General features: G+C 43.3%; 10 protein-coding genes. 7 read left to right on the top strand and 3 right to left on the bottom strand.

All coding sequences use genetic code 11. The features are described 5' to 3' along the window. Positions 1-60 precede the first annotated feature (60 nt). From rpsA to pyrF, 4 genes are all read left to right on the top strand, one after another. Positions 61-1,773 carry a 30S ribosomal protein S1 gene (gene rpsA / locus NIT79A3_RS02155; RefSeq protein ID WP_013964624.1) on the top strand — a complete coding sequence of 571 codons (1,713 nt, stop codon included), beginning with the start codon at positions 61-63 and terminating at the stop codon, positions 1,771-1,773. 9 nt (positions 1,774-1,782) lie between these two features. Beyond that, positions 1,783-2,079: an integration host factor subunit beta gene (locus tag NIT79A3_RS02150; protein WP_013964623.1), complete on the top strand. Its 297-nt coding sequence runs from the start codon at positions 1,783-1,785 to the stop codon at positions 2,077-2,079. A 219-nt stretch (positions 2,080-2,298) separates the two neighbouring features. Further along, a complete protein-coding gene (locus NIT79A3_RS02145) occupies positions 2,299-2,508 on the top strand; it encodes a LapA family protein (RefSeq protein ID WP_013964622.1) in 210 nt (69 codons plus the stop codon). 10 nt (positions 2,509-2,518) lie between these two features. Then, positions 2,519-3,217, top strand: coding sequence for an orotidine-5'-phosphate decarboxylase (gene pyrF / locus NIT79A3_RS02140; protein ID WP_013964621.1), 699 nt, complete (start codon positions 2,519-2,521; stop codon positions 3,215-3,217). Between the two features lie 57 nt (positions 3,218-3,274). Here the strand turns inward: pyrF and NIT79A3_RS02135 are convergent, their stop codons facing one another. Further along, positions 3,275-4,810 (bottom strand): class I SAM-dependent methyltransferase, encoded by a 1,536-nt coding sequence (locus tag NIT79A3_RS02135; RefSeq protein WP_013964620.1) that lies wholly within the window; start codon positions 4,808-4,810, stop codon positions 3,275-3,277. Positions 4,811-5,056: 246 nt separating this feature from the next. Next, on the bottom strand, positions 5,057-7,435 hold the full coding sequence (locus tag NIT79A3_RS02130) for a hypothetical protein (RefSeq protein ID WP_013964619.1): 2,379 nt from the start codon (positions 7,433-7,435) through the stop codon (positions 5,057-5,059). Between the two features lie 691 nt (positions 7,436-8,126). On the opposite strand from NIT79A3_RS02130, the gene NIT79A3_RS02125 reads away from it, so the two are divergent. Genes NIT79A3_RS02125 through NIT79A3_RS02115 form a run of 3 tightly spaced genes read left to right on the top strand, consistent with a single transcriptional unit; the run spans position 8,127 to position 11,965 of the window. Further along, on the top strand, positions 8,127-8,885 hold the full coding sequence (locus NIT79A3_RS02125; protein ID WP_156797141.1) for an ABC transporter permease: 759 nt from the start codon (positions 8,127-8,129) through the stop codon (positions 8,883-8,885). Then, positions 8,875-10,161, top strand: a complete 1,287-nt coding sequence (locus NIT79A3_RS02120; RefSeq protein ID WP_013964617.1) for an ABC transporter ATP-binding protein — start codon at positions 8,875-8,877, stop codon at positions 10,159-10,161. The genes NIT79A3_RS02125 and NIT79A3_RS02120 overlap by 11 nt, the downstream gene beginning before the upstream one ends. Continuing rightward, on the top strand, positions 10,145-11,965 hold the full coding sequence (locus tag NIT79A3_RS02115; protein WP_013964616.1) for a GNAT family N-acetyltransferase: 1,821 nt from the start codon (positions 10,145-10,147) through the stop codon (positions 11,963-11,965). The genes NIT79A3_RS02120 and NIT79A3_RS02115 overlap by 17 nt, the downstream gene beginning before the upstream one ends. A gap of 453 nt (positions 11,966-12,418) precedes the next feature. Here NIT79A3_RS02115 and NIT79A3_RS02110 read toward each other — a convergent pair whose 3' ends face one another. Then, complete coding sequence (locus tag NIT79A3_RS02110) at positions 12,419-12,760, bottom strand: transposase zinc-binding domain-containing protein (protein WP_041360072.1); 342 nt, start codon at positions 12,758-12,760, stop codon at positions 12,419-12,421. Between the last annotated feature and the right edge of the window lie 136 nt (positions 12,761-12,896).

Here is a 12,896-nt window from a genome sequence, read left to right as displayed (position 1 = left end):
AATTAACCCAGTCCGTTGGATATTCATCCAGCCGGAATGATCAATCAGGTATTTTTTATAATGACTACAGCTGCCACTGCAACCCAGAAATCCCCCGAAAGTTTTGCCGCACTTTTTGAAGAAAGTCTTACACGCCAGGAAATGCGGACCGGTGAAGTAATCACCGCCGAAGTTGTCCGTGTTGACTACAATATCGTTGTTGTCAACGCTGGCCTTAAATCCGAAAGTTACATTCCTATCGAAGAATTTAAAAATGATCGCGGTGAAATTGAAGTTAAGCCGGGTGATTTTATCAGTGTCGCCATTGAATCTCTGGAAGACGGCTATGGAGAAACACACCTTTCACGTGATAAAGCTAAACGCCTGACCGCTTGGCATGATCTTGAAGAAGCGATGGAAAGCGGCAAGATTGTGACCGGAATGGTTAATGGTAAAGTAAAAGGCGGCTTGACTGCTATGATCAATGGCATTCGTGCGTTTCTGCCTGGCTCGCTAGTGGATATCCGCCCCGTCAAGGACACTACACCTTATGAAAATAAGGAAATGGAATTCAAAGTCATCAAACTTGATCGCAAGCGTAATAATGTAGTGGTATCACGCCGCGCGGTTCTGGAAGCGACACAAGGTGCAGATCGTGAAACCTTATTGTCCAACCTGCAGGAAGGTTCGGTTGTTCAAGGTGTAGTCAAAAATATTACTGATTATGGCGCATTCGTTGATCTGGGCGGAATTGACGGGCTGCTGCATATTACCGACTTGGCATGGCGTCGCGTTAAGCACCCATCCGAGGTGGTCAATATCGGCGATGAGGTTACCGCCAAAGTACTCAAGTTTGATCAGGAAAAGAATCGTGTTTCATTAGGCATGAAACAACTCAGTGAAGATCCATGGGTAGGACTGTCACGGCGTTATCCAGCACGCACCCGTCTATTTGGCAAAGTAACCAATTTAACCGATTACGGTGCTTTTATCGAAATCGAACAGGGCATTGAAGGGTTAGTGCATGTATCTGAAATGGATTGGACCAACAAAAACGTTTATCCATCCAAGATTGTTCAATTGGGCGATGAAGTTGAAGTAATGATTCTTGAGATTGATGAAGAACGCCGCCGCATCTCATTGGGTATGAAACAATGCCAAACCAATCCGTGGGAAGAATTTTCCGCAAATCATGAGAAAGGCGATAAGGTTCGTGGACAAATTAAATCCATTACAGATTTTGGTGTGTTCATCGGTTTACCCGGCAATATTGACGGTCTTGTGCATTTATCTGATTTATCTTGGAATCACCCTGGTGAAGAAGCCGTGCTTAATTATAAAAAAGGTGATGAGATAGAAGCGATTATTCTCTCCATCGACGTTGAACGTGAACGTATTTCACTAGGTATCAAGCAAATGGAAGGTGATCCTTTCACCAGCTTTGTCGCAGAACACGATAAAAACAGCATTATTGAAGGCACTGTGAAGTCTATTGACGCCAAAGGTGCTGTAATCGCGCTGACTAACGAAGTAGAAGGCTACTTGCGCGCATCCGAAGTCTCACGCGACCGCGTCGAAGACATACGCACTCACTTGAAAGAAGGCGATAAGGTCGAGACTATGATTATCAATGTGGATCGCAAAAATCGCACCATTAATCTTTCGATTAAGGCAAAAGATAAATCAGATGAATCCAGTGCCATGCAAAAAATTAAAACACCTGTTAATGCTGGAACAACCAGCTTGGGTGCTTTACTAAAAGCTAAAATGGATAGTAAGAACACAGAGCAATAAGGAAAATTCATGACAAAATCTGAATTAATTACCCGACTAGCGGCACGTTTTCCGCAATTAGTCACCAAAGATGCCGAGCTCTCAGTCAAGACGATTATCGATGCAATGGCAAAAAGCCTGTCTCAAGGTCAGCGTATAGAAATACGCGGCTTTGGTAGTTTTGATTTAAATTATAGACCTCCGCGTATTGGCCGCAACCCGAAATCAGGCGAAAAAGTCAAAGTACCTGAAAAATATGTTCCACATTTTAAAGCAGGAAAAGAAATGCGTGAGCGTGTTGATTATAAGGATATAAAAAACAAGTAGCCGAATCAAAGGAAGAGCACTTCTAAAAATTAGAAGTGCTCTCACCTAATGCAGCATGATCAAAAAATAATGTATTTAAGTTACAAAATTTATAATTCTAATATACATAGTCATATCGAATTCTTAATTGACCATTTCTGTTTTAGTAATTTGTTATTCAATTAGCTTATGTAAAGCTTATAATTAATCATTTATCAACATATATGGGCTAAACTCATCATGATGAACATAATCGCTTGGTTTTTGCGCATTGTAGTCTTTGTAATTCTTGCTGTATTCGCTTCCAAAAATGCACAACCAATTGAATTGTTTTATTATCTGGACAAATCGATCGAGCTTCCTTTAAGTGTTGCGCTGCTGATATTCTTCGCACTGGGCAGTCTTATCGCCCTAATCTTTGTGCGATGCCGTTGTAACACCCATAAATAAAGTACCTCCCATGCATAACCCGCGCATCATAGTGGCACTTGACTTTTCCAGTGCTGAAGATGCGTTGAGATTAGCTGAAAAACTAGAGCCCCGCTTTTGCCGCCTAAAAGTGGGCAAAGAACTTTTCACAGCAGCCGGACCGAATCTGGTAGAAAAACTGATGCTGAAAGGCTTCGACATATTTCTGGATCTCAAATTTCACGATATCCCCAATACGGTTGCCAATGCCTGTAAAGTTGCGGCTAATTTAGGCGTCTGGATGATTAATGTCCATGCGCTGGGCGGGCGAAAAATGTTATTAGCGGCTCGTGAAGCCATTGCACAAGGATCAACCAAACTAATCGCGGTCACTTTACTCACCAGCATGGATGAAAACGACCTCGCCGATATCGGATTACAAGGCAATCCCGAGCAAATTGTAGTGCGCCTGGCGCGATTAACCAAAGACTGTGCTTTAGATGGCGTGGTTTGTTCTGCATTGGAAGCAGCAAATCTACGGCACCAAATTGGAGAAGACTTCTGCTTGGTCACGCCCGGTATTCGCCCACTCAATGATCGAGCGGATGATCAAAAAAGAATTACAACACCACGGCAGGCTATTCAGAAAGGTTCAAATTATTTGGTTATCGGCAGGCCAATCACTCAGGCAAACGATCCACTTCTCATGTGTCAGCAATTAAATTCGGAAATATCTGAATTAATTTTATGAACGTTGCTCACCTCTGCCATCCTAGGATGGTTATGATCAATTAGTTCTAAAAAATTTTCAAACAACCTGTAAAGCTTTTAGAATCGGCAATTGTTTTTCCAAAAATACTATTGCTTGTTCGGTTAATTCCTTAATATTTTCTTCTTCAGTTTCCAACACTTTACCTTCGTTAATGATTCTTTGTCCTTGCCCTCCCAGAATTTGCCACACAAACTGCGCAAAATCACCAGGCTGTTTCAAACCATTGCTTAACCCCAGCAGAAATAATTGTTGAAAACGCCCGACAAATAATCCTCCACCAGTAACGGGACTGGCAAGATATGTGATGTCCCCATTACTGTTAGCTTTTCGCATAATAAAGTTGTTTAGCTTATCTGTACGTTTTTTAGCCTTAACAATAATATCTTCTTCTTGTGCCAACGAAATTTGGCCCGAGCCAATTAGTAGCATTGCAGCTTGAATAATCTCGGATAGTGCTATCCCCTTATCCTTTACTGCCTGCTCAATCTGACCAAGTGATTTAATCTTATGATCTGCCAAATAATCCAAAATCGGCCCATAAACTGAGTCACTTAATGTGGCTGTACCTAAACTGCCTGTTACTTTGAGAACTATTTCTGTGCGGTGCACTGTTAAAATTACTCGAAGTGTGCGTGACTCATTATCTTTATCTAAAGCAGATAGCTTACAAGCCCCTTTAACCCAGTAATCACGGCGAAATTGCTGATTTACTATAAAATCGCGCACACTCTCTCGGAACATCGCATCGGGAATAGTGTTAAGCAAAGCTTGCTGTTCGCTCGACAAATTCAAAACATCAAGGTGATCGAGCTGATTTGCCGAACAAGCATAGCTAAGTTTCGCTGGAGCAAGCCAATTCCCCATCGTTGCAAAATGTATAGGATGCCAATCGCGATTAAAATATTCATGTGCTAAATAATGCCGGTTCTGCTCTTTCAATTTATCAATGCGTTCTGCAATTTGCGGACTGTTTTTTAAGAATTTTGGATCAATCTTCAATAGTTTTTCTGAAAATTCAAGTGCACCATTTATTCGATTGATAATTCCATACCCTTCCGATCCAAGAATTTTTGCATGTTCGGTTAATAAATGTCGCATTGGTGCAAAAGATGACCAACCGGGCAATGTGTTATAGCTAATATACAAAATCCCACCCACTTTCAATTTACGGCGGATAAAATTAACTATAATTGCGCGGTTCTCATCACTAATCCAACTCCAGATACCGTGTATACCGATAAAATCAAAATCGGGCAAATCCGTACGGCTTGCAAAACTTTCAAAACTATCGTCAAACAACTTTGTTCCTGAGCTTGAGGCATTAGCCATTTCCTGAGCGAATACAACCTGTGATGGATTAAAATCCGTTCCATGCCAATCAATTGCAGAAGCTGCTGCATGCACATTGATACTTATACCTTGGCCAAAACCCAATTCACATGCAGTGCCTATCTCAGGAAATTTCAGGCCGGAATATAGAAATATCTGCTTTATCCTTAATGGATTAAGTTCAGAATAGTATCCGTATGTATAGCCAATATCCGCTACATAACCATCAGTCCAGTTGTTCATAAGTGTTTTAGGAAGCTTTTGTTGTTTCTGTCAAATTTAATTTGAAACCATCACGTAATTTGCGCATAGTGAATTCTTTTTTTAAGTTTTGCCTTGATGAATGCCTTGCTGATTCTCACGTTTTACTCAATAAAACTTTTAAGAACTCAAATTCTTTCAGCAATAAAAAAGGGCCAAATCATAAATGATTTGGCCCTTTTTCTTAAAAGCTATTATTTAATAATAACTCTTTATGGATTACTTCTTTTAAACCACTGTAAAGACCAGCGTATCGGCAGCAGCGTTATAAATCAACGTATCATCGGTACCTGTACCGGTAATCGTCAACTGATAATCATCAGCAGCAGCGTAAGCTCCATCGCCATTTACGTCAATTTGAAGGGTCATGGTACCACCAACTTCTGCTGCAGCAATATTCGTAGTAGCACTAATTGTTGTACCATGAACATTGATGTTAGCACCAGTAGCCGACAACAGCGTACTACCGCTCTTCAACAGTGCTTCCAAAGCAGACGAGAAGTTGATGGTTACGGTATCGCCTGCCGCTACACCAGTTAAAGCCAGTGTTGAAGAATCTCCTGCTTTAATATCACCCGCATTCAATGCAGTTGCAGTGTAAATCAAGGTATGCGCATCAGTACCACCACCATCGACTGTCACAGTATCAGAACCACCGCCTAAGTATAAGGTTGAAGTTACGGTCGCAGCGTTATCGATATCGATGGTGTCGTTTTTACCAGTACCTTTAGCCAGCAGCGATGTGATAGCCGATGCATCGGTGTCGATAGTTACTGCCGCATCATTGGTCAAGCCGGATGCATCAACTTCAGTTGGATTAGTACCCGCTGCAGTCGCAAAACTTAATGCTTCGTCGCCGGTAATAACTACTTTCTCAGCATCACTTGCGGTCAGAATAACTGAGTTCTCTTCCGCACCACCCACTGTTTTGGTAGAAGAACCGTCACCAATGGATTTTAAGTTGATAACGTCAGCATTAGCAAACACCAGAGAAGTCACATCAATACCCGTACCACTCTTAGTGACACTGTTATCCAAGCTGATGGTTGCTGTATCACTGGTACCGCCTGATACAAAATCAGCGGCTGTTAAGGTAATAGTTGTTGGTGCTGCACCGTTTATGGTGATATTACCTGTTGTTGCTGCGTTCAGATTTGAGATCGTAGCTGCACCACCTGTTGCACTAACTACCAAACCAGAAAGTGTATTTTTCGCACCGATTATAGACAAATTATAAGCAGTTGCATCTACACCGGCAGCTTCAAAAGTTTCAAACTCAGTGATGCCAATTACTTCAGCAGCGGTATCAATAGTATCTGCATCAGAAACACTCAGCGTATCGGTACCTGTACCGCCTTTCAGCACATCCAAAGCAGTTACGGTTGCACCCATCACAATCTTGTCATTTCCTGAACCACCAGTAAAAGTCAGATCAGACGTAGCAACAGCGGCTGGACCAATCGTTACATTCCCAGTTGCAGTGTGTGCATCAATTGTTTTTACTGTTGTCAACACTTCTTGAATCGTAACATTCTTATCACCTGCCACATTGATGGTCGCAAGCTTAGCACCAGCATTTGTCAATGTAACATAACTATCATTTCCAGAAGCCGTTACACTCAATGTTGTCAATGCTGTTCCTGTCAAGTCAACGGTAGCATTTCCGGCTGTTTTGTCACCGGCTTTATTCAGTGTCAATCCCAGGCTCGTCGGTGTATTACCAGAAATAGTTGCAGTTGTAGTTGCCACCTGATTGGTCAGCTTGACTGCCTGATCAGAACCAATAGTCACGGTGTTTGTACCAAACCCATCCACCTCAACTGACTTCACATCAGATTTGGAAGATAGATCAATCGCGCCACCCGGAGCATTGTAATAGACCTGTTCAATACCCGAAATATTGGGAACAGTATTTGTGCCATATACTTTCAGAGTATCAGTGCCTGTTCCACCAACCAAGGTATCACCCGCTGAAGCGGAAACATTATCACCAATAAAGATATCATCACCGGAAGTACCGGTAAATGCATCCGTAGTATTAGTAAGCGTAAATGTTTTACCACCCGCCGTTCCACTATCTTTCAATATAGCTTCCACATCTGCATCGGTATATGGTGCTGTTCCCGTGACATTACTCAAAACCTTTTGCAGAGTATCTAAATCGCTGGCAGAAGCTGCTTTCGAATACGCATCAGATACCAATACTTTATTATCCAGTAATGTTGCGGCCTCAGTAAACTCTGTTGCTGGAGTGCCCGACAGATAAGTTACTGCTTGAACAACGATATTACCAAATCCAACACCGTCATTAATTAGTTGTGTAAAGTATGCTTCAGCTTGAGAGCCCGCACTTGCTGGATCGCTATCAGCCGCCAAACCAAAGTTATGTGCCAAAACGGCAGCTTGATCTTCTACTGTAACCTTACCGCCCATAATGCCGTTAGTGAACAATGTGTTAGCAGCTAATGCATCGGCCAATTGACTGGTGGTCATTCCACCGGAAACCAAATTTGCCAGCTCAGTTAGATTGCTACCGCCCGGTGCTGCATTGAATAAACCTGCAACAATCTTCAGAATTTCAGTTTTCTGTGTACTCGTTATAGCCATGGGAGCTCCCTTGATAAAAAATTAAAAATAGTTACGAAAGTAAATTACTTGCAAGTTTTTCACTTTTCACTTTGTCTCTATGTAACTTCTGCGCGGTTAATAATCCACTTACCAGAAGATACCACAAAAGCCAAGTTAAAGTGCATTCTGCCCAAAACAAAACCGCTTTGCAAGTATGCGACTGAAGTTTACATTGAGCATGTTGCTTATTTACAACATTGTAACAGCATTTGTTCACGCCAAGACTTCAAAATGAAGGGTAAGAATGTGTTTTTTCACTCCCTCATAATTAAGCCAACAATAATGAGAATGATTCTTATTTGATTATATCAACAGACAGATAAGATACAAGACTTATTAGTTAAGGAACCTCTGAATAACTGTCATTTCGAGCAGAGCGAGAAACCTATACTGTTGATTGCCAAAGATTCCTCACTACGTTCGGAATGACAAAGGTGAGTTATTCAGAGATTCCTTAACTAATTAATTTAGTGCAATGCGATTAGCTATGCGCACGCCATAATTAGCTTACAGGAACCTATCTGCTTTTCCATTGTTATTTTTCGTTTAAAATCTGCGATAATGTTACATTCAATGCACAATATTCATATTCAATTTCTTGCATCTGTTCACCACTACCTTTTTAGATAACTTCCTAAGCCTTCGGCAACACTACCCGCTTATCTTGCAAATGATCAAGCGGGAAGTGATTGGCCGCTACAGAGGCTCGTTTCTGGGATTATTATGGACATTTGTCAATCCCATTTTGATGCTGGCCATTTATACATTTGTTTTCGGCGTAGTATTTAAAATACGCTTAGATCCGCAGAACACTGATATATATGATGATAAATTTGCCTTTGCATTATTATTATTTACCGGATTGATTTTATTTAATTTATTCTCCGAATGCCTTTCCCGTGCGCCAGGGTTGGTACTCGCCAATGTCAATTATGTTAAGAAAGTTATTTTCCCGCTGGAAATCTTACCGTTGGTTTCTTTAGGTTCCGCACTATTTCATGCCGGAATTAGTTTTTTGGTGTTAGTTATTTTCATACTGGTTATTGATCACCCCATTCATTGGACTCTGATTTGTTTGCCTATTATCATACTGCCACTGCTATTACTCGTCTTGGGATTGTCCTGGATGCTTGCTTCAATCGGGGTTTATGTGCGTGACATTGGACAATTTATTGGCCTGATATTGACCATGTTACTGTTTATGAGTCCAATTTTTTATCCTGCTTCTGCATTGCCGGAATCTGTTCGTGATTATCTATTTCTCAACCCGCTTACTTTTGTCATAGAACAAGCACGGGCAGTAACCTTATATGGCCAACTCCCGGATTGGAGTGGCTTAGTTATTTATTATATGCTTGCCTGTATTATTGCTTGGGTCGGTTTGATGTGGTTTATGAAAACACGCAAGGGATTTGCTGATGTTCTCTAATCCAGCCAATTCTAAAACAGCCATTAGCGCCTTAAAGCTATCCAAATGCTATCAGTTGTATCAGCACCCCAAGGATCGTTTAAAGCAATTCTTGTGGCCGCACAAATGGTGGGGGTCACGTCAATTTTATCGTGAGTTATGGGCGCTGCACGATATTGATTTGACTGTGATGCCAGGAGAAGTTATTGGTATCGTAGGTCAAAACGGCTCCGGAAAGTCGACACTGCTGCAATTGGTTTGCGGCATTTTAACGCCCACTCAGGGTGAAGTACGGGTAAATGGCCGGGTTGCTGCTCTGCTGGAACTGGGCGCCGGGTTTAATCCCGAGTTTACCGGCCGTGAAAACGTTCTAATGAGCGCGGCGATCATGGGATTCAGTCAATCCGAGATTGCCGATCGTATAGAAGATATTATTGATTTCTCAGGCGTTCGTGATTTCATTGATCAACCGGTCAAAACTTATTCCAGTGGCATGTATGTGCGCCTGGCATTTTCTGTTGCGATTAATGTCGATCCGGATATTCTAGTCATTGATGAAGCCTTATCAGTTGGCGATGGCGCTTTCGCTCGCAAATCATTTGACCGCATCATGCACATGCGCGATGCGGGAAAAACAATTCTATTCTGCTCACATTCGCTGTTTCAGGTTGAATCTTTATGCAGCCGCGCCGTCTGGATTAATCAGGGAAAAATTATTTTAGATGGCGAATCGGCGCAAGTGGTATCCGCTTACCAGGCATTTCTGGATCAAAGCATGACAAACTCAACACCTGAAAAACCCGATATCCATACTGACGCCTCTGCATTTACCAGGAATCACACATCGGGTAGCGCTCATCTGGATAAAGTCAAGTTACTGGCAAATGAGATCATCACGCAGCATGCTATCATCACAAGCGGTCAATCCGGCATCAAGTTATGGATCACCTTTGCTTCCGACCCTTCATTGCCTTGCCCCAATGTGGGAATAACATTACAAGCAAAAGATGGCCGCACAGTCACCAGTGCAGCAACATGGGAAGACCAGTTTAGTGTGCAACGCAATTCCGAAGGATATGGACAGATTTGTCTCAGACTGGATCAAGTACCGTTACTAAAGGGTGAGTATCAGATTAATGTATATCTGCTCTGTGAGCGCGGCATACATCTCTATGATGCAGCAGAAAGTGTGGCAACCTTACAGGTAAAACAAACAAGCCGTTTGCAGGGATATTTTTCAATTCCTCATCAGTGGGAAAATAACCATATTAGCACGCATAATGACCAAGACAGTTAATCACAACTCAGCGCAAGGTTCTCGATACTATCGGCAAACCGGTTATGCCGCTTCGATTGCCACATCTTCACCTTCTCCTTTCAAAGATCTTACTTTCCCGCTGAACGTCTATGCGCATGCCTTGCTGTTAGAGGAAGGCAAAGCCACCTATCTACATTATGGGTTGTTCCAAGATAACCAAACCAGCCTGCAGACGGCACAGCAATTTTCTACGGATCTGTTGATGGCCAGGCTACCGCCGCCTCCTTGCCGCATTCTGGAAGTGGGTGTTGGTCTGGGCACCACTCTTTCCCTATTAAATCAGCGCGGTTATGATATCCATGGCATCACTCCCGACGCACAACAAATCGCTTATATTCAAAAAAACTTGAATTCAGGGGCTTCCGTAAGCTGCCATTCGCTGCAAGATTTTAAAGCCCATCCAGAAAGCTTTGATGTCGTGCTATTACAAGAATCCGCACAATATATCGAGCCGTTGGTCATTTTTAATAAAGCACTCGATCTGCTCCCCTTATCCGGTGATTTAGTCATTATTGATGAATTCGCACTGAAATATGATGAAGCAGGAATTGGGGGTCTTCATCTGCTTGAAGATATGGTAGCACTTGCAGAACGGTTCGGATTTGAGCTGGTTGAGCGCATGGATCTATCCACTCAGGCAGCACCCACACTGGATTATCTATTGCGCTTTACTGCAACTCATCGACAAAGTCTGATCAAAGACCTTGCCTTGACCGATGAACAGCTCGCTCAACTGGATGAATCGAACCGGACCTATCACAAAAAATATGCCAGCGGACATTATGGCTATGCCTTGTTACATTTCAGAAAAAAAACGGTGCCCAAGTGGCGCCTGCAGATTCTAGAAAAAAGCCAGACTCCGGAAATGTTCGGCTTGTTTAAGAAAACATTCCATCACGACATGACGCCGGCCACATGGCAATGGAAATACGACTCAAATTCAGGACGTGAAATTGGTATTTGGCGGGACAATCAATTAATCGCTCATTATGGTGGCGTTGGCCGGAAAATCCTGTTTTTTGGTCAACCTCAAACCGCTGTGCAGATAGGGGATGTGATGGTGGATACGAATGAACGCGGCACGCTCACCCGAAAAGGGCCTTTTTTCCTAATGGCAGCAACTTTTCTGGAACGCTACATCGGCTATAATAAACCCTATCTGGTGGGTTTTGGTTTCCCCAACGAACGCGCCATGAAAGTTGCAGAACGGCTTGGGTTATACGCTGAGGTCGGTCGCATGATTGAATTTTCATGGAACACCCGGTCACGATTCCCGCTTTGGGGAACACGTCTGTACCTGATTGGCAGAGAACAAACAGACTTTGTAATAACCGCCGTTAACGAATGCTGGCATCGCATGGCCGCCGATCTGCAAACCGCAATCATCGGCATTCGCGACTGGAATTATCTGCAATATCGTTACCTCGATCATCCCAGTCAGCAATATCAAATCATGCTAGTGAAAAATCGTTTCAATCGACGTGCGCGGGGTATTTTGGTACTGCGCTTTGATCCGGAAGGTTGTGAAATCGTTGATCTCATCGCACCGTTAGCTGAAATTCCATTGTTGATTACGCATGCGAGACGACTGGCTGGCATATACGGCGCTACACGGGTGTTTTGTCATATTACCGGAAACTTCACTTCATATTTCGCAACCTCTGGTGGAAAACAACAACCGCTAGATATCCGCATACCCGCTAATGCCTGGAGTCATGGAACGCCCCCAGAAACTCTGAAGAATCACTGGTGGTTAATGAGTGGTGATAAGGATTTTCGGTAAATTGTTACTACACAAGTTTGTTCGCCCCCTTATTTTGGCAGGATTGCACAAAATATTCAGGTTAGAAAATCGGCTTTTGATTCACAGATATCATGGCATACAAAACCACACCCGTAATCAAGGTGCAAATAGCGGAGATTCTATGGACGGTCCCCTCTCCACGGGGAACAGGGGTAGATGGTAAAGAATGAGGTAGTCCCCTCGCGGACCTGACGGCATCTACGTGCTAAGGTGGAGATAATAGAATCTTTCAACAAACGGAGGGAGGGGCTGTAATGAATTTTACGTCCCATGGTTTGGATATTGCAAAGCGAGTTTTTCAGCTCTTCTGGGTGACACACGGAATCGGCGTGACTCATAACCACAAGTTTTGCAAGCATGAGTTTCTGAAATTCTTTGCATAACGTGGAGCCGGACTGATTGCAATTGAGGCATGCGGTAGCGCGAAATGACCTACAATACTGGTAAAAGAAGATGCGGATAGATAGTGTGAATATAGCGCAGTGGAATCGACAATGAAAGCACCCGGAGCAGCACGGGCACATTGGGAATACCGTGATCGATCAGGTGAGTAGCCGTCTGTCCCACGCGCCGCCCACCGCACGAAGGGCAAAATAACCGCCGTTTGCAGGAAACAGCGGCTAACTTTTCATGGGTGCCGTCAGCACAACGCAGGCGCAGAAAGCCATGGGGCGGGTATGGCGGGGTGGTACTACGCGCCAAGCGCGACGCATTGTGAGGGTCTACCAAAAATGTGGCATAAACGACAACACATTTAGCATTTACAAGGCCCACGTGGCTTCATACAGCGAGATTTCGCGGCGGTTGAATAAGTGACAGCGACTGTGGTCCGGGTTTGATGAGTGCCGCTGTGCCCAAGATTTACTGGCTCAGCGGCATGGGGAACTACCGCCGGTCATGGCAGCCTTTT

Source organism: Nitrosomonas sp. Is79A3 (assembly GCF_000219585.1).
Classification (GTDB): Bacteria; Pseudomonadota; Gammaproteobacteria; order Burkholderiales; family Nitrosomonadaceae; genus Nitrosomonas.
This window is presented reverse-complemented; position numbering and strand designations above follow the sequence as displayed.